Source organism: Streptomyces sp. NPDC050315, from assembly GCF_040655775.1.
Taxonomy (GTDB): domain Bacteria; phylum Actinomycetota; class Actinomycetes; order Streptomycetales; family Streptomycetaceae; genus Streptomyces.
This window is the reverse complement of record NZ_JBFAKN010000003.1, coordinates 163,098-179,799: the sequence shown is the minus strand read 5'-3', so window position 1 is coordinate 179,799 and position 16,702 is coordinate 163,098. Positions and strand designations below refer to the sequence as shown.

Genomic DNA, 16,702 nt, shown 5'->3' with positions numbered 1-16,702 from the left:
GGTGGCCTTGCCCGTGGCTTGTGCCGACCGGTGGCCTTGCCCTCGCTTGTGCCGACCGGGTGGCCTTCCCGCCCCCGCGGCCTGTCAGGTCGCACCCGGCCACCCGGCGTGCCGAAGATGCACCGTGATCTTCGGCAACCGGCTCCGCAGGAGCGCTCCCGCACCCCGCCCCAAGCCCGGCCTGCGCACCGTACTGACGCTCCTGGCCGCCGCCTCCCTGGGCGCGGCGGCCCTGCCCGCCGTACCGGACGCCGCCGCGACCCCGCCACCGCCCGGCCGCCCCGCGACCCCCGCCGAGCAGCGCGTCGACGCACACCTGAACGCCATCCGGCACGACCCGCGGGCGCTGCGCGCCTTCATGCGGGCCCTGCCCAAGGGCGGCGACCTGCACAATCACCTCGTCGGCGCCGCGTCCACCGAACTGCTCGTCCACCTCGCCGCGCAGGACGGGCTGTGCATCGACCGGACCGATACCGCCCTGCCGCCGCCGTGCCGCGCCGGCACCCGGCCCGCCGCCGACACCCGCACCGACCCCGCCTTCCGGCAGCGGCTGATCCGCGCCTGGTCGATGCAGGACCTCCCGCCCGGCACCTCCGGCCACGACCACTTCTTCGCCGCCTTCGGCAAATTCGACGCGGCCGCCAAGCGGCACACCGGTGAGCTGCTCGCCGACGTGACCGGCACCGCGGCCGCGCACCACCAGTCGTACCTGGAGACCATGATCAGCCCGGCCGCGGCCGCCGCGCGCCGACTGGCCACCGACGTCGGGTACGACGCCGACTTCGCCCGGATGCACCGCGAGCTGCTGGCCGGCAGCAAGCTGGACCGCGTGGTGCGCGACGCCCGGCGGGAGGCCGACCGGGCCACGGCCGTTTCCCGCCGTACCGCACACTGCGCCACCCGCGCCCCGGCGCCCGGCTGCCGCGTGACCGTCCGCTTCATCTCCCAGGGCATCCGGTCCGAGGCCCCCGAGCTGGTCTTCACGCAGCTCGCGCTCGGCATGCGGTTGGCCGAGCGCGACCGGCGGTTCGTCGCGGTGAACCTCGTCGCGCCCGAGGACGGCGCGGTCGCCCTGCGCGACTACCGGCTCCACATGCGGATGCTGGACTACCTGCACGGCGTCTACCCCCGCGCCCACATCACCCTGCACGCCGGCGAACTCACCCCCGGTCTCGTCAAACCCGCCGACCTGCGCTTCCACATCCGCGAAGCCGTCCACACCGGCCACGCCGAGCGCATCGGCCACGGCGTGGACCTGGCGCACGAGGACGGCGCGGAAGAGCTGCTGCGCACCATGGCCCAGCAACGCATCGCCCTCGAATCGCCACTGACGAGCAACGCCCAGATCCTCGGCGTCAGCGGCGACGACCATCCCTTCCAGCGCTACCGCCGGGCCGGCGTACCGGTGACGCTCGCCACCGACGACCCCGGGATCTCCCGCACCGACATCAGCCACGAGTACCAGCGCGCCGCGACCACGTACGACCTGAGCTACCCCGAGCTGAAGGACCTCGCCCGCACCGCACTGGAGGAAGCCTTCCTGGGCGCTGGCCCGAAGGCACGGCTGCAGGAGCGCCTGGAGGCCGCCTTCGCCCGCTTCGAGCGGCACATGGCACACAGCAGGCACTGATGCCCGTGACCACCGTCCCCCTGACACCCGTCCCTCTGAAGCCTGTACCGGGCCCCCGTGGCCTGCCCCTCCTCGGCAACCTCCCGGCCTTCGGCAGGGACCCCCTGGCCTTCCTCGTACGGCTGCGTGACGAGTACGGCGACGCCGTGACCTGGTCCCTCGGCCCGCGACGCAGCCTCTTCCTCTTCCACCCCACCCACATCGCCGAATTCCTCGCCGCCCGGGAGCGCACCTTCGAGCTCCTGGAGATCGGCTGGGCCTTCAAGCAGCTCACCGGCGGCAGCCTCATCCTCAGCAAGGGCAGCGACTGGCGCCGCAAACGCTCCCTGGTCCAGCCCACCGTCCGCCCGCGCCAGGTCCGCGGCTACGCCACCGCCATGGTCGAGTGCGCGCGGGACGCGGCCGCGCAGTGGCAGGACGGCGACCGCATCGACGTACGCCACCAGATGGCGCTGCTCACCCAGCGCATCGTCCTGCGCACCCTGTTCGGCAACGACCTCGGCGACCGGACCCGGGCGCTCAGCGAAGCGATGGCCGTCGCCGAACACGGCATCGGCGCCGAACTGCGGAACATGACCCTCTTCCTGCCGGGCTGGATCCGCACCCCGGGCCGGCGCCGCCTGCTCCGGGCCATCGCCACCATCGACGCCGAGGTGCACCGGCTGATCCGCGCGCGGCAGCGGCGCGGCGACACCGGGGACCGCGACGACCTGCTGAGCAGGCTGCTGGCGGCCCGCGACGAAGAGGGCCGCCCGCTCACCGCCGAGGAGGTACGCGACGAGGCCGCCACCCTGTGGGCCGCCGGCCACGAGACCACCTCCACGGCCCTGACCTGGACCTGGTACCTGCTCTCGCACTCACCGGAGGCCCGCGAACGGCTCACCACCGAACTCGACGAGGTCCTCGCCGGCCGCCCACCCACCATCGACGACTACGACCGCCTGGCGTGGACCCGGCAAATCATCAAGGAAGCCCTCCGGCTCTATCCGCCCGCCTGGCTCATCCCCGCCGTCGCCCGCGACGGCGCCACCCTCGCCGGCACCCGCATCCCGGCCGGCACCGTCGTGTGGTGCAGCCAGTGGACCACCCACCGCGACCCGCGCTGGTTCCCCGACCCCACGGCATTCCGCCCGCAACGCTGGGACCCCGACGCCCCCGACCCCGTACCGGACCACGCGTGGTACCCCTTCGGCGGCGGCCAACGCACCTGCCTAGGCGCCCGCTTCGCCCAGGTAGAGGCCGCCCTCCTACTGGCCACCCTCGCCCAGCACCACCACCTCGACGTAGCCCCCGCCGACCCGGCCCCCCGCGTCGGCCTACTCCTCCAGCCGCCCACAGCCCTGCACGCCACGGTGCGGCGGCGCCGGACCGTGTGCGATGGGTCGCCGCGGCGTCGCGGCGACCCATCGGCCATGCCCTAGGGCTTCTCGCAGTTCACGGCTGTGGGCGCACTCGGGTTGACGCACTTGTCGTGGCCGGCGCCCCCATCATTCGCGTTCTGGCCCTCATTGCCGTTGAGATCGTCGTTTCCGTCCTCACCGCTGAGGTTGTCGTTTCCCTTGCCTCCGCTGAGCTTGTCGTTGCCGTCGCCGCTTTCCAGCGTGTCAACGCCTTCTTCGCCGAAGAGGCGGTCGTTTCCGCCCTTGGGATTGCTCTCCCGCAGCGTGTCGTCACCGGGACCGCCGTACATGGTGTCCTTGCCTTCCAGGCCGTTGTGGTCGTCGTTGCCCGGACCGCCGCGCAGGTCGTCGTTGCCGGTCCCGCCCACGAGCTCGTCCGGTCCGTCCTCGCCGAAGATCCGGTCGTCGCGCTCGTCTCCGCGGATCTCGTCGGCGTCGAACGCTCCCGTGCCGCTTGCTCCGGCGTAGATGGTGTCGCGGCCCGGCTTCGCGTTGGGCGGGGGACTGTCGTGGTAATCCCCGCAGATCACGTCCGCGCCGTCGAGACCACGAATGGTGTCGTTGCCTCCCAGCCCCATGATGACGTCGCGGCCATTGGTGCCGACGAGGGTGTCGTCCTTCTCCGTGCCGAGGATCGTCGGAGTCCGGGTGACACACGTGAATGCGGCAACCGCATCCGCGTCGGCATGGGCCGCACCAGGAGCCGTGAACGTGGCTGCGAGCGCTGCCGCCAGCATGGCGGTCCAAGGAACCAGCCGCCTGGTCATGCGCCTCCGGCACTGCAAACTGGGATTCATGGGTCTCCTCCTTTTCTTCGCTGTCGTCGTTCACGCAACGGGCCGAGAAGCTTTCGCGGTGGTCACCAGCCACTGGAGGAGCCCATGTTCCGCTGGAAATTCTCGTAACCGTCGTCGAGCAGGTCCTCGTTGGTCAGGCCGTGCTGACGCTCCAACCGCTTGTGGTCGTAGTAGTTGTCGAGCTCGTCGTAGAGCGACTCGTCGGTGGTCTCCTGCTCCGGGGCCTCGTACAGCGGCTCGTCGGCCGTTGCTTCCTCCGGGGCGTCGTAGAGCGGCTCGTCCGTTGTTCCTTGCGCCGGGTCCTCGTTCACGATCCCGGGCGGCTGCTCCGGCGCGTCCGATTCCGAACTCCCGCAGGCGCTCAGGCCCATGGCCAGCGCCGCGCCGGCCGAGACCACCAAGAGCTTTGCTCGCATGGCCCGTTCCCCCTGTCGTTTCCACCGTGTGCGGTGCTTTGCGTCCACGCTGCCAGCGAGCGATCGGCACCGCTGTGGGGTGACCCCGCCAAGCGGCGGCGGGTTTTCCCTCCGAACGGGTGTGCCGTTACTGGCGGGCCGTACGGTCACCGCGCTGCGGCCCGCCTCGAAATCTCGCTGCACAAACCCGGATCCGGCCGCGACAATGGGGGAATGCCAGCGGCCGGCGCTGTCCCGACACCGACCACTGCCTGGCCGTGGGGGGAAGACCGGGAACCGGGACGGTCGCTCGGACCTCTCCTGCTGGGGGTGGCGGGCGTGCTGCTCGCTTCGGCAGCCACCCTGGCCACGTGGCGCAGCGCGCCGTATCCGCCATGGGTGTGGCTGCCGGTGCAGACGGCCGGGGTGACCTTCGTATGGTGTGGGGTGGTACTGCGGCTCCGCAGGCCGGCGAACGCTACCGGACGCTGGATGATCCTGGTCGGCTTCACCTGGTACATCGGGGAATTGCAGCTCAGCGACAATGCGGTGCTGTTCGCGATCGGCTTCTGCTGCTATTACCTCACCTACGCCGCCCTCGGCCACTTGGTGCTCGCCCTGCCCTCGGGACGGCTCTACCACCGCTACGAACGTCGGGTCGCTGCACTCCTCTACACCATGCCGTTGGTGACCCAGGGGGTGCGATACCGGGCCGAGTACCTGCCGCAACCGCAGCAGTGGGGAGATCCCCAGGCACTGTATTCGATCTGGGCGCCGATCGGCAGCGTCGTGGCCCTCGCGCTGACCGCACTGACCGCCGCCCTCGTGGTGCGCCGCTGGGCCGCGGCGGGGCGGCCGGTCCGCCGCGCCTACGCGCCGGTGTGGACGACCATGCTCGCGCTGGGAGGAGTGGTCGTCACGGCTGCCGTCGCGGCGATGCTCGACGCGCCACTCGGGCTGCAGAGGGTTACTCTCCTGGCGTACGCCCTCTGCATGATTGTCACGCCGGTCGCACTCGCCGCCGGGCTGGTGCGGGTCCGCATGGCACGCGTACGGGTGGCCGATCTCGTCGTACGGCTGGAAGAATCCGCTGAACCGGAGGCCGTACGGGCGGCCATCGCCGAGGCGCTGGGCGACCCCGCGCTGGAACTGTGGTTCCCACGTCCCGACACCGCGGGGCACACCGCGGCCGGTTATGTGCGCACGGACGGAGCGGCCTCCGACGTCCTTCCCGGAGACGGCCGCGGTGTCACGCCCGTCGTCCGACGGGGGCAGCCGCTGGCGTTTCTCGTCCACGATCCGGCGCTCCGCGAGCAGCGCCCCCTAATCGGCACTGTCCTGGCCGCGGCGGGGCTCGCGCTGGACAACGCCCGCCTGCTGGCCGCGCAACGCGCCCAACTCGAAGAAATACGTGCCTCCCGTGCACGCATCGCGCTCGCGGCCGACGCCGAACGCCAGCGCATCCAACGCGACCTGCACGATGGCATCCAGCACAAGCTGCTGGTGATCTCCATGCTGGTGGACCGGGCCCGAGCGACCGGCACGGCGGACGAGCCCGATGAGGGACAGCGGCCCGATCTGGCCTCGGCAGCGCTGTACTTGACGGAGGTCCTGCACGAGCTTCGTGCACTGGCCGAGGGAATCAGCCCGCCGATCCTGGTGGAGGAGGGCCTGGCCGCCGCCGTCGAAGCACTCGCCGAGCGAGGCCCGCTGCCCGTGCTCACCTGCATTCCGCACCGTCGCTGGCCGGAACATGTGGAACGGACCGCCTACTTCGTGATCACCGAAGCCCTGGCCAACACATACAAGCACGCGGAGGCGACCCAGGTGCGCATCCGGGCGGACGACGAACCGGACCGTCTGGTCGTCGACATTGCCGACGACGGCACAGGCGGCGCGGACCCGGCACGCGGGACGGGCTTGCGCGGACTGGAGGACCGGGTGGGGGCCCTGGACGGGCAGCTCCACGTGATCAGTCCGCTGCGCGCGGGCACCCGTCTGGTCGCGGAGCTGCCATGCGCATCGTGATCGCGGAGGACTCCGGACTGCTGCGGCAGATGCTGGCCGAGATCCTCACCGCGCGTGGCTTCACCGTGACCGCGGAGGTCGCCACCCTGCCCGAGTTGCTGCGAGCCGTCGCGGCCGATCCACCCGATGTCGCCGTGCTGGACATCCGCATGCCACCGACCCACCGCGACGAGGGGCTGGAAGGCGCGGAGCGGATCCGGGCGGGCCATCCCTCGGTCGGTTTACTGGTGCTCTCGCATTACGCCGAGACGTCTTACGCGATGCGCTTGCTGCAAGCGGCCGACCGGGCTGTGGGGTACCTCGTCAAGGACCGGGTCCGGGACGCGGACCGGCTTGTCGACGCCATCAAGCGGGTGGCCTCCGGAGAGGTCGTCGTCGACCCGGAGGTCGTCCAACGCGTCCTCACCCGTCCTCGGACGACCGATCCACTGGCTTCCCTGCTCCCGGTGGAGCGGCAGATCCTGGCACTCATGGCGGAAGGCCACTCGAACGCGGCGATCGCCACGGAACTCAGCTACAGCCTCAAGACGATCGAGAAACGTGTCACCTCGATCTCCCAGAAACTCGGCCTGCCGCACCCCGAAAGCCACGAACGTGCCCACGTCAATCTCCGCGTGCTCGCGGTACTGGCGTATCTGCGCAGCACACCGGGCGGGGGACACCCCACAACGGATCCCGCCGTCTAATTATCGAACAAATATTCGTTAGCTTTGGTGTCCGTCAGTACCGCTTCCCGGCCACCACGCCAACCGTCACCAGGGCCAGCACCACCCACGCGAACCACAGCCAGCCGCTGCTGCCCACCGCCACCGTGTACGCCGTGGCCAGGATCAGCCCGCCCACCGTGCACCCTGCCATCGCCTTAGCCGATCCGGGCATCCTGGCATCCTCCTCACGGCGGCCCGTACGGGGATATGCCACGGGCCGCGGCCTTGGGGACATGTTCCCCGGCCGCGGCCCGTACCGCCAGCTTTCGTCGGATTCCGTGTGGTCCGCGCTATCCCTGGCCGCGCGCGTTCAGCGACGCGAGGTAGGCGTTGTACGCCGCCAGCTCCTTGTCGCCGTCCCGGTCGGCGGCCCGGTCCTTCCGTACCGACTGCCGCTTCTCCGTCGTGTACCACTGGAAGACCAGCGCGATCAGCACCAGCACCGACGGGATCTCACTGAACGCCCAGGCGATGCCGCCCGCCGCCTGCTGGTCCGCGAGCGCGTCGACGCCCAGCGAGGCCGGCGGGTGCTGGAACGTCTTGATCATCGTCTCCGACGCCATCATCAGCGCGATGCCGAAGAACGCGTGGAACGGCATCCCCGCGAACAGCTCCAGCATCCGCATCACGTACCCCGGACGGTGCGGGCCCGGGTCCACGCCCATGATCGGCCAGAAGAACACCAGCCCGACCGCCAGGAAGTGCACCATCATCGCGATGTGCCCGGCCCGCGACTCCATCAGGAAGTCGAAAAGCGGCGTGAAGTACAGCGCGTACAGGCTCGCGATGAACAGCGGAATCGTGAACGCCGGGTGCGTGATGATCCGCATGTACCGGCTGTGCAGCAGCGCCACCAGCAGCTCGCGCGGGCCCTTGCGGCCACGGCCCGCGGCCGGCAGCGCCCGCAGCGTCAGCGTCACCGGCGCGCCGAGCAGCAGCAGGATCGGCGACAGCATGCTGATCACCATGTGCTGCACCATGTGCACGCTGAACATGACCATGCCGTAGTCGTTCAGCTTCGTGCACATCACCAGGGCGACCGAGAGCACGCCCACGACCCAGGCCACGATCCGGCTCACCGGCCAGCTGTCGCCGCGCCGCCGCAGCCGCAGCACGGCCCAGCCGTACAGCGCCAGCCCCAGCAGGCATCCGACGAGGAAGAACGCGTCGCCGCCGAACTCCAACCCGCGCCCCAGCGTGAACGGCGGCAGATCCATCATCATGCCGTGCCCGCTGTGATCCATCCGCTCGCTCCTGAATCGCACCAATGCTCCGCGACCAGCCTAGAGCCGCCCCCGGCACGGACGGTGACCGGGGGCGGCTCCTGAAGGCGGTGTCGTACGCGGTGCCGTACGCGGTGTCGTTACAGCACGCACTCCACCTCGGCGTACCGGTCGCCCGGTACCGTCTTCAGCGTCTCGACGGCCTCCGCCAGCGGCACCAGCGTGATGTCCGTACCACGCAGCGCGGTCATCATCCCGAAGTCACCGCGGTGCGCCGCCTCCACCGCGTGCCACCCGAAGCGGGTCGCGAGCACGCGGTCGTACGCGGTCGGGGTGCCGCCGCGCTGCACGTGCCCCAGGATCACCGCACGGGCCTCCTTGCCGAGCCGGCCCTCCAGCTCGACGGCCAGCTGCCGGGCGACGCCGGCGAACCGCTCGTGCCCGTACATGTCCTTGCCGCCGACCTCGAAGTCCATCGAGCCGGCGCGCGGCTTCGCGCCCTCCGCCACGACGACGATCGCGAACTTCTTGCCCGCCTCGAAGCGCGCCGCGACCCGCTCGCTCAGCTCGTCGATGTCGAAGGGCCGCTCCGGGACGACGATCGCGTGCGCACCGGCCGCCATGCCGGAGTGCAGCGCGATCCACCCGGTGTGCCGGCCCATGACCTCCACGATCAGCACCCGCTGATGCGACTCCGCGGTCGTCTTCAGCCGGTCCAGCGCCTCGGTCGCCACGCCGACCGCCGTGTCGAACCCGAAGGTCAGATCGGTCGACGCGATGTCGTTGTCGATGGTCTTCGGCACGCCGACGATCGGCAGGCCGGCGTCCGACAGCAGCCGGGCCGCCTTCAGCGTGCCCTCGCCGCCGATCGGGATGATCGCGTCCAGGCCGAGGTCGGCGACGTGGCCGCGGGCCCGCTCGACGCCGTCCCGCAGGTGGGCCGGCTGCACGCGGGAGGAGCCGAGGATGGTGCCGCCACGGGCCAGGATGCCGCCTACCGCGTCAAGGTCGAGCTTGCGGTAGTCGCACTCCAGCAGGCCACGCCAGCCGTCGACGAAGCCGATGACGTCATCGCCGTGGTCGGCGACGGCGCGGTGCACGACGGAGCGGATGACGGCGTTCAGACCGGGGCAGTCGCCTCCGGAGGTGAGTACACCAATACGCATTGCTCGTAGAAACCTCTGCAACTCAACCGGATGACCGGACCCCGTCGTCCGGTTGGATTCCGCACACCCTACAAGCGCGGCGCTCCCCTCCGAAGCGCTTGCCCGCACTACGGGAATCCGGCCCCTCACATGCGCTGATCCCGGCCACACTTGAGCGGATGGGGCTGGCGAGGATGTGCCCATCGGACAGCCCCGGACGAGCACACCGGGCACCACTTCGCCCCCTCAACCAACCGTTCCCCAGTACAAGGGGGGCCAGAAGACGAAACGTCACCTCGGGCCCCTCTCTTCATTCAGCCCACCTCCGGGCACGCAAAGCCCCCCTCGCCCGTTGATACGGCAAGGGGGGCCTCGCGACGAAACGTTGCTTTACGCCTCGCGCCTCACGCCGGCTGTGTAGCCGCCGCGATCCGCTCCTGGCGCAGCGCCTCGTACCAGTGGTCGTTCACCGGCGGCAGCGCGTTCACGTCCAGCGCCAGCTTGATCAGCATGTCGGCGATGTGCGGGTTACGGGCCATCACCGGGCCGTGCAGGTACGTACCGAAGACGGTGTCCTTCCATGCGCCCTCGTAGCCGTCACCCACGCCGTTGCCGTTGCCGAACCGTACCTTCGCGAACGGGCGGGCGGTCTGCCCGAGGTGGGTGACGCCCTGGTGGTTCTCGAAGCCGGTCAGCGGCGGGAGGTTGAGCCCCGGGTCGATGTCGGCCAGTACGTCACCGACGCACCGATCGCCCTCGCCGCGGGTGCTCACCACGTCCAGCAGCCCGAGGCCCTGCTCGCGCTCGCCCAGGTCGTTGATGAACTCATGGCCCAGGATCTGGTACCCGGCGCACACCGAGAAGACGATCGCGCCATTGGCGACCGCCCGGTTCAGGCCGCCGTCCCGGCGCAGCCGCTCGGCCGCGAGCCGCTGCGGACGGTCCTCGCCGCCGCCGATCAGGTAGATGTCGCCCGAGGTGGGGATCTGCTGGTCGGAGCGGACGTCCAGGCGCTGGACGTCCAGCCGGCGCTGCCGCGCCCGGCGCTCCACCACCAGTGCGTTGCCCTGGTCCCCGTACGTGCTCAGCAGGTCCGGGTAGATCCACACCAGACGCAGGCTGTTGTCACTCATGCTTGCTCGTCCTTGTCCGTTGCGGATCGGGTCAGTTGCCCACGCGGCGGCGCAGGTCCTGGAAGGCGGTGTAGTTGGCGATGACCTCGATACGGCCGGGCGGTGCCTTCTGTACGGCCTCGTCGACGTTCTCGCACACCTGGAAGTCCAGGCCCGCGACCTCCAGCCGGACCGCGAGGTCCAGCTTGCGGTCGCCGATCACGAAGATCGGGTGGCCGGCGAGCCGGGTGTAGTCGACGTCCCAGAGCCAGGAGGTGTCCGTACCGTCGGCGCCGCGGGCGTTGACGGACAGGATCACCGGCGTCGGCGGCGGGTCGATCAGCGAGAAGGTCTCCAGCCAGCCGGCCGGGTTCTTCGCCAGCAGCAGCCGCAGCTCGCGCTCCATGAAGGAGACCACGTCGTACCGGCCCGCGACCGCCTGGACGGAGTACATCCGCTCCAGCGCGACCTGCGGGGGCACGCCGAAGGCCGCGGCCACCGCGGCCGAAGTCGTGGCGTTGGCCTTGTTGGCGCGGCCGGGCAGCTGGAGCTTGATCGGCCAGGCCGAGCCGTGCGGGTCCAGTACGTGGTCGCCGGAGAGCGCCCAGCTCGGCGTCGGGCGGCGGAAGCCGCAATCGGGGTCGGGGCAGAACCAGTCGTCGCCGGGGCGCTGCATCACACCGCCGCAGGCCGGGCACGACCAGGCGTCGTCCTTCCACTCCTGCCCGGCCGCGACCCACACGACGTTGGCGGACGAGGAGGCCGCCCAGACGATCAGCGGGTCGTCGGCGTTGGCGACGACGAGCGCCTTGGAACCGGCCAGTCCCTCGCGCCACTTCTCCGCCAGCATGCGGGTCTCGGCGGCGCGGTCGAGCTGGTCACGCGAAAGGTTGAGCAGCGCGATGGCCTTGGGGGTGACGTCCCGGGCAACGCCCGCGAGGTACTTCTCGTCGACCTCGATGACGCCGTACTTCGCGTCCGAACCCCCGGCCAGCGCCGAGGTGATGCCGGCCGGCATGTTCGCGCCGAGCGCGTTGGAGACCACCGGGCCGCTGGCCCGCAGCGCCTCGGCGATCAGTCGCGTCGTGGTGGTCTTGCCGTTGGTCGCGGACACCAGGACCACGTCCAGGTGCTGGGCGAGCCGGGCCAGCAGGTCGGGGTCGAGCCGGAGCGCGACCTTGCCACCGATCACCGATCCGCTGCCGCGGCCCACCGCGCGCGACGCCGCCGCCGCGGCCCTGCCCGCCGTCACGGCCAGCTTGGCCCGCGGCGACAGCGGGTCCGTGTTGCCTGCCATCGTCCTAGATCCTCCTTGCATCCGGCGCCCTCCTGCCCCCGGGGCCGCCGGTGGAACGCCCCTCCGTACCGGCCCGGCCGGCCGGGAGGCTGTGGTTGGGGATCAGCCTATCGATTTCCGCGCCGGGGCCCGAACCAGACCACCCGTGAGGGGGGTCCAGAGGTGACGTTTCGGCTCTCGGCCCCCCTTGTATCGGGGAACGATCGGGTGGGGGAAGTGGTGCCCGAGTACTGGGGACGTTCGGGTAGCTGATGTGGTGCCCGGGCCGTCGCCGTGGCCGATGTGGTGCCCGGTCCGCTGCCGTACCAGTGGGGCCGGGCGCCGCTGTGCCAGTAGGGCCGGGTGCCGCTGTACCAGTAGCGCCGCCCGGGCCGGTGCCCGGGTCAGTGCCCGGACCGGAACGTCGCTGGTCATTGCCCGGAACGTACTCTTGCCCGCATGCGCACCCGCTCCATCCCCGGCAGTTCCGGCCGCGTCCGCCCCATGCGGCTGCTCGGCGATCCGACCCTGCACGCGCCGTGCGAGGAGGTCACCGACTTCGGGCCGGCGCTGGCGCGGCTGGTGGAGGACATGTTCGCGACGATGTACGCGGCCCGGGGCGTCGGCCTCGCCGCGAACCAGATCGGCGTCGCGCAGCGGGTGTTCGTCTACGACTGCCCGGACGACGAGGACGTCCGCCACCTCGGGCACGTGGTCAACCCGCGGCTCGTGGCGGTGGACGGCGAGGTCCTCCGCGGCCCCGAGGGGTGCCTGTCGCTGCCCGGGATCGAGGCCGGTACGCCGCGCCATGACGAGGCGGTGGTCGAGGGCGTCACGCTGGACGGGGAGCCGTGCCGGATCTCCGGTACCGGCTTCTTCGCCCGCTGCCTGCAGCACGAGTGCGACCACCTGGACGGCGGCCTCTACATCGACCACCTCACCGGCCTGCGCCGCCGCCGCGCCTTGCGGGCGGCGGCGAGGGCGCCGTGGGCGGGGCGGACAGCGGCGGAATAGCCCGTAGGGGGCTCAGAACCCCGGTCCGCCCGGCCGGTCACCGGCCGCCGCGAGCCGTCCCCACAGCAGGTCCGCGAGATGCTGTACCAATTGCGCTCGCGAACACGGCTGCTCGCGGAGCCACCAGTCGCCGGCCGCGTGCATCATCCCGACGATGCCGTGGCCCCACACCCGCGCCAGCTCGTCGCCGACCGGTCCCAGGTCCACCCGCTCGGCGATGACCTGCGCGAGCTCCTCGCCCATCCGCCGCAGCAGGGGCGCGGAGTGCCGGCCGACGTCGAAGCCGCTGTCGGGCGTCTGCCCCTCGTCGGACGGATGCATCAGGAAGCGGTAGACCTGCGGCCTGGCCTCGATGGCCGCGAGGTAGGTGTCGAGCGTGGCCTCGACCCGGTCCCTTCGTGGTACGGGGGAGTCCAGCGCGGCCCGCAGGCCGGCGAGGAGGGCGTCGGTGTGGCGTACGGCGAGTGCGCGGTACAGGCCGCCCTTGTCGCCGAAGTGCCGGTAGAGGATCGGCTTGGTGATCCCGGCCTCGGCCGCGATCGCGTTCATCGATGCCTCGGGGCCGTCGCGGAGCACCACGCGGTCCGCGGCCTCCAGCAGCTCGCGTCGTCGGCGCTCACTGGCCGTACGGCGGCTCTCCTGTGTCATTTCCATTCGTCCGGCTCCCCGCCCTGGTGACTTCGTGCTGTTCGCGCAACGTAACACCCTGTCCCGGGACGGGAGATATCGGTCGCTGAGGTTGACAGTGCTTACTCGTGAGTAACAGACTGCTGTTACCGCAAGTAACGCACTGCTGGAGGGGTCATGGCCGAGTTCATCATGGAACTCAACGACGAGCAGAAGGAAGTCCGGGACTGGATCCATGGATTCGCCGCGGACGTCATGCGCCCCGCCGCCGCCGAGTGGGACGAGCGCGAGGAGACCCCCTGGCCGGTGATCCAGGAGGCCGCCAAGATCGGAATCTACTCGCTCGACTTCTATGCCCAGCAGTACTTCGACCCCACGGGCCTCGGCATCCCCATGGCCATGGAGGAGCTCTTCTGGGGCGACGCGGGCATCGCCCTGTCGATCGTCGGCACCGGCCTCGCCGCGGTCGGCGTCCTCGCCAACGGCACCGAGGAGCAGATCGGCACCTGGATCCCGCAGATGTACGGCGACGTGAACGACGTCAAGGTCGCCGCCTTCTGCTCCTCCGAGCCCGACGCCGGCTCGGACGTCGCCTCGATGCGTACGCGTGCCGTGTACGACGAGGCCAAGGACGAGTGGGTCCTCAACGGCACCAAGACCTGGGCGACCAACGGCGGCATCGCCAACGTCCACGTCGTCGTCGCGGTCGTCGACCCCGAGCTGGGCTCCAAGGGCCACGCCTCCTTCATCATCCCGCCGAACACCCCCGGCCTCTCCCAGGGCCAGAAGTTCCAGAAGCACGGCATCCGCGCCTCGCACACCGCCGAGGTCGTACTCGACAACGTACGCATCCCCGGCAGCTGCCTGCTCGGCGGCAAGGAGAAGCTGGACGAGCGCATGGCCCGCGCCCGCGAGCGCGCCAAGGCGGGCGGCGGCGTGGGGGCACCTCCCAGCGGTAGCTGGGGGAGCGTGAAGAACGCCGCGATGGCCACCTTCGAGGCGTCCCGCCCGGCGGTCGGCGCGATGGCGGTCGGCACCGCCCGTGCCGCGTACGAGGAGGCCCTGGAGTACGCGAAGACCCGCGAGCAGTTCGGCCGCCCGATCATCGACAACCAGGGCGTCGCCTTCCAGCTCGCCGACATGCGTACGTCGATCGACGCCGCCCGGCTGCTGGTCTGGCGCGCCTCCTGGATGGCGGTCAACGGCAAGCCCTTCACGGCCGCCGAGGGCTCCCAGTCCAAGCTCTTCGCGAGCGAGACCGCAAAGAAGGTCACCGGCCAGGCCATTCAGATCCTCGGCGGCAACGGCTTCACGCGGGAATACCCGGTCGAGCGCATGCACCGGGACGCCGCCATTTACACGATCTTCGAGGGTACGAGTGAGATCCAGCGACTGGTGATCGCACGGACCCTGGCGGGCATGCCGATCCGCTGACGCTTCCCGTAACGGGCCGGAACGCGCTGGTTGTTCCGGCCCGTTGCGCTGCCCGGTCCGTGCTGATCGGATCAGCGGCATGGACACGACTCCGACACCACCGGACTGGGACCACTGCGGCTTCGGAGCGACCGCGGACGATCCGGTCGGGTGCCGGGGCGTACGGGCGGGCGCGGGCCGGTGCCTGGCACACCTCGAACTCGCCGAGCGTGAGGGGTACTTGGCGGGGCTGGGGCCCGGGGACGATCTCGACTGCCGTGGGGTGACGTTCGACGGGGAGCTGGTCAGGGATCTGCTGGCGCGGCTGCGCGATGACGGTGGCCGGGCGGTGTGCGGGGACGCTCTGTTCACGGAGGCGCGGTTCACGGTGGACGCGGACTTCTCGGGCGTACGGTTCGAGGGCGAGGCGGTCTTCGAGGCGGCGCGTTTCGAGGCGTCGGTGGTTTTCGACGGGGCGCGATTCGAGCGGGGTGGCTGGTTCAACGGGGCGTCGTTCGCGGGGCCCGTGGGATTCGGCGGCGTACGGTTTACGGAGGACGCCGGATTCGGTACGGCGGAATTCCATGACCGGGCGTGGTTCGGCGGCGCTCAATTCGACGGTCGGGCCTGGTTCGGCGAGACGGTATTTCGCGGTGACGCGGAATTCCATCGGGCGCTATTCGCCGGTGGCTGGGTGGGGCCCGTCATATGTCACGGGACGCTCGTACTGCATGAGGCGGAATTCCGTAACGCCCTGCAGATTTCCGTCATGACGGCGCGGATCGACGCCCGTGCCGCGCGTTTCGAAAGCACCGTCGCCCTCCGCGCACGATGGGCAACAATCGACCTCACCGACGTAGTGCTGCTCTTCCCGAGTTCGGTGGCGACCGGCCACTCCACGCCCCGCCACCCCAGCGAGGAAGCGCTCTCGGCCGCGCACGACATCGACGTATCGATCGCCTCGATCCGCGGCGTCGACGCCGCCATGCTGCTGCTCAGCGACGTCGATCTGACCCGCTGCCGATTCTCCGGTGCGCACCATCTCGACCAGCTCCGATTCGAAGGAAAATGGCGGCTCTCCGCCGCTCCGAGAGGTGTTCAGTGGAGCCGGGGAATTCCCCGCTGGTGTACCAAGCGTCTGGTCATCGAGGAAGAGCGGCAATGGCGTACGTTGCCCAGCCGGCGCCCGCCCGCGCGGCATGCCTGGGGTGAGCCGCCGGAGTCGCCGGACGCTGTGCCGGGGCTCGCCACGCTCACCACGACCTACCGCCAGCTCCGTAAAGCCCGTGAGGACGCTAAGGACGAGCCGGGAGCGGCGGATTTCTATTACGGCGAAATGGAAATGCGCCGGTACAGTCACGGGCGGCACAAGGCGGAGCGCTGGCTGCTGCAGGCGTACTGGCTGCTCTCCGGGTACGGCCTGCGCGCCTCCCGCGCCCTCGTCGGGCTCGGCCTCGCCATGACGGCCACGATCGTGCTGATGATGGCGTTCGGCCTGCCGGACACGCCCGCGCGCCCCTACCCGGCGAGCGCCGGCGTCCTCGGGAAGCAGCACCCGCAGCTGCAGCGGCCCTTCCTGGAGCGGTTCACGGGGGAGCGGGCCGAGAAGGCCGCCGACGTGGTCATCCACTCCGTGGTGTTCCGCGCCAGTGGCCAGAACCTGACCACAGCGGGAACGTACATCGAGATGGCGGCCCGACTCTCCGAGCCGGCGCTCCTCGCCCTGGCGGTCCTCGCCGTCCGCGGCCGCATCAAGCGCGGCTGACCCTCCCGAGCCGCCCGCCCGCCACTTCCCACACACGCCCTCCCCGGCTCACCGGCCGGGGAGGGCGTCGTGCTGTCCGGACCCGGTTCGGCTGAAGGACGCGGTCCGCTCTTGACGCCTGCCGCGTCTCGCTCTACTTTCGTCTTCCATAAAGCAAAACAAGTTTTCCA

The 16,702-nt window shown here is 70.7% G+C and carries 15 protein-coding genes; 7 read left to right on the top strand and 8 right to left on the bottom strand.

Annotation, left to right across the window (positions count from 1 at the left end; all coding sequences use genetic code 11):
- Positions 1-232 precede the first annotated feature (232 nt).
- Both AB0I82_RS12045 and AB0I82_RS12040 read left to right on the top strand, forming a co-directional pair.
- Complete coding sequence (locus tag AB0I82_RS12045; protein ID WP_363257715.1) at positions 233-1,630, top strand: adenosine deaminase; 1,398 nt, start codon at positions 233-235, stop codon at positions 1,628-1,630.
- A gap of 5 nt (positions 1,631-1,635) precedes the next feature.
- Positions 1,636-3,051: a cytochrome P450 gene (locus tag AB0I82_RS12040; protein WP_363257093.1), complete on the top strand. Its 1,416-nt coding sequence runs from the start codon at positions 1,636-1,638 to the stop codon at positions 3,049-3,051.
- Here AB0I82_RS12040 and AB0I82_RS12035 read toward each other — a convergent pair.
- Both AB0I82_RS12035 and AB0I82_RS12030 read right to left on the bottom strand, forming a co-directional pair.
- Positions 3,048-3,797: a calcium-binding protein gene (locus AB0I82_RS12035; RefSeq protein WP_363257092.1), complete on the bottom strand. Its 750-nt coding sequence runs from the start codon at positions 3,795-3,797 to the stop codon at positions 3,048-3,050. The two genes, AB0I82_RS12040 and AB0I82_RS12035, sit on opposite strands and share 4 nt — an antisense overlap.
- A gap of 92 nt (positions 3,798-3,889) precedes the next feature.
- Positions 3,890-4,243, bottom strand: coding sequence for a hypothetical protein (locus AB0I82_RS12030; RefSeq protein WP_363257091.1), 354 nt, complete (start codon positions 4,241-4,243; stop codon positions 3,890-3,892).
- A 318-nt stretch (positions 4,244-4,561) separates the two neighbouring features.
- Here AB0I82_RS12030 and AB0I82_RS12025 point away from each other — a divergent pair, with 318 nt between their 5' ends.
- The gene (locus AB0I82_RS12025) at positions 4,562-6,250 is read left to right on the top strand and encodes a histidine kinase (protein WP_363257090.1); all 1,689 of its coding nucleotides are present in this window, start codon (positions 4,562-4,564) and stop codon (positions 6,248-6,250) included.
- Positions 6,238-6,936, top strand: coding sequence for a response regulator transcription factor (locus AB0I82_RS12020; RefSeq protein WP_363257089.1), 699 nt, complete (start codon positions 6,238-6,240; stop codon positions 6,934-6,936). The genes AB0I82_RS12025 and AB0I82_RS12020 overlap by 13 nt, the downstream gene beginning before the upstream one ends.
- Before the next feature lie 34 nt (positions 6,937-6,970).
- On the opposite strand, the gene AB0I82_RS12015 is transcribed toward AB0I82_RS12020, so the two are convergent.
- The 5 genes from AB0I82_RS12015 to AB0I82_RS11995 form a co-directional block, all read right to left on the bottom strand.
- Complete coding sequence (locus tag AB0I82_RS12015; RefSeq protein ID WP_363257088.1) at positions 6,971-7,129, bottom strand: hypothetical protein; 159 nt, start codon at positions 7,127-7,129, stop codon at positions 6,971-6,973.
- A gap of 118 nt (positions 7,130-7,247) precedes the next feature.
- The gene (locus tag AB0I82_RS12010) at positions 7,248-8,201 is read right to left on the bottom strand and encodes a cytochrome c oxidase assembly protein (protein ID WP_363257087.1); all 954 of its coding nucleotides are present in this window, start codon (positions 8,199-8,201) and stop codon (positions 7,248-7,250) included.
- A gap of 119 nt (positions 8,202-8,320) precedes the next feature.
- The gene (locus AB0I82_RS12005) at positions 8,321-9,346 is read right to left on the bottom strand and encodes a 6-phosphofructokinase (protein ID WP_223735062.1); all 1,026 of its coding nucleotides are present in this window, start codon (positions 9,344-9,346) and stop codon (positions 8,321-8,323) included.
- A 383-nt stretch (positions 9,347-9,729) separates the two neighbouring features.
- Entirely contained in the window at positions 9,730-10,458 is a 729-nt protein-coding gene (locus AB0I82_RS12000; protein WP_363257086.1) for a glutamine amidotransferase, read from the bottom strand.
- A gap of 31 nt (positions 10,459-10,489) precedes the next feature.
- Entirely contained in the window at positions 10,490-11,734 is a 1,245-nt protein-coding gene (locus tag AB0I82_RS11995; protein WP_363257085.1) for a MurT ligase domain-containing protein, read from the bottom strand.
- Between the two features lie 438 nt (positions 11,735-12,172).
- Between AB0I82_RS11995 and def the strand changes: the two genes are divergently transcribed.
- The gene (gene def / locus AB0I82_RS11990; protein ID WP_363257084.1) at positions 12,173-12,727 is read left to right on the top strand and encodes a peptide deformylase; all 555 of its coding nucleotides are present in this window, start codon (positions 12,173-12,175) and stop codon (positions 12,725-12,727) included.
- Positions 12,728-12,739: 12 nt separating this feature from the next.
- Here def and AB0I82_RS11985 read toward each other — a convergent pair whose 3' ends face one another.
- The gene (locus AB0I82_RS11985; RefSeq protein ID WP_223734609.1) at positions 12,740-13,381 is read right to left on the bottom strand and encodes a TetR family transcriptional regulator; all 642 of its coding nucleotides are present in this window, start codon (positions 13,379-13,381) and stop codon (positions 12,740-12,742) included.
- Positions 13,382-13,531: 150 nt separating this feature from the next.
- On the opposite strand from AB0I82_RS11985, the gene AB0I82_RS11980 reads away from it, so the two are divergent.
- Together AB0I82_RS11980 and AB0I82_RS11975 are read left to right on the top strand one after the other, a co-directional pair.
- Complete coding sequence (locus AB0I82_RS11980) at positions 13,532-14,788, top strand: acyl-CoA dehydrogenase family protein (protein WP_363257083.1); 1,257 nt, start codon at positions 13,532-13,534, stop codon at positions 14,786-14,788.
- Between the two features lie 79 nt (positions 14,789-14,867).
- Positions 14,868-16,532 (top strand): pentapeptide repeat-containing protein, encoded by a 1,665-nt coding sequence (locus tag AB0I82_RS11975; protein WP_363257082.1) that lies wholly within the window; start codon positions 14,868-14,870, stop codon positions 16,530-16,532.
- The last annotated feature ends 170 nt before the right edge of the window (positions 16,533-16,702 follow it).

What these genes read in the sequence shown, in the direction of transcription:
- AB0I82_RS12035 (WP_363257092.1), bottom strand. Translation starts at nt 3,797, where the DNA reads ATGACCAGGCGGCTGGTTCCTTGGACCGCCATGCTGGCGGCAGCGCTC.
- AB0I82_RS12030 (WP_363257091.1), bottom strand. Translation starts at nt 4,243, where the DNA reads ATGCGAGCAAAGCTCTTGGTGGTCTCGGCCGGCGCGGCGCTGGCCATG.
- AB0I82_RS12020 (WP_363257089.1), top strand. Translation starts at nt 6,238, where the DNA reads ATGCGCATCGTGATCGCGGAGGACTCCGGACTGCTGCGGCAGATGCTG.
- AB0I82_RS12015 (WP_363257088.1), bottom strand. Translation starts at nt 7,129, where the DNA reads ATGCCCGGATCGGCTAAGGCGATGGCAGGGTGCACGGTGGGCGGGCTG.
- AB0I82_RS12010 (WP_363257087.1), bottom strand. Translation starts at nt 8,201, where the DNA reads ATGGATCACAGCGGGCACGGCATGATGATGGATCTGCCGCCGTTCACG.
- AB0I82_RS12005 (WP_223735062.1), bottom strand. Translation starts at nt 9,346, where the DNA reads ATGCGTATTGGTGTACTCACCTCCGGAGGCGACTGCCCCGGTCTGAAC.
- AB0I82_RS12000 (WP_363257086.1), bottom strand. Translation starts at nt 10,458, where the DNA reads ATGAGTGACAACAGCCTGCGTCTGGTGTGGATCTACCCGGACCTGCTG.
- AB0I82_RS11995 (WP_363257085.1), bottom strand. Translation starts at nt 11,734, where the DNA reads ATGGCAGGCAACACGGACCCGCTGTCGCCGCGGGCCAAGCTGGCCGTG.
- def (WP_363257084.1), top strand. Translation starts at nt 12,173, where the DNA reads ATGCGCACCCGCTCCATCCCCGGCAGTTCCGGCCGCGTCCGCCCCATG.
- AB0I82_RS11985 (WP_223734609.1), bottom strand. Translation starts at nt 13,381, where the DNA reads ATGGAAATGACACAGGAGAGCCGCCGTACGGCCAGTGAGCGCCGACGA.
- AB0I82_RS11980 (WP_363257083.1), top strand. Translation starts at nt 13,532, where the DNA reads ATGGCCGAGTTCATCATGGAACTCAACGACGAGCAGAAGGAAGTCCGG.
- AB0I82_RS11975 (WP_363257082.1), top strand. Translation starts at nt 14,868, where the DNA reads ATGGACACGACTCCGACACCACCGGACTGGGACCACTGCGGCTTCGGA.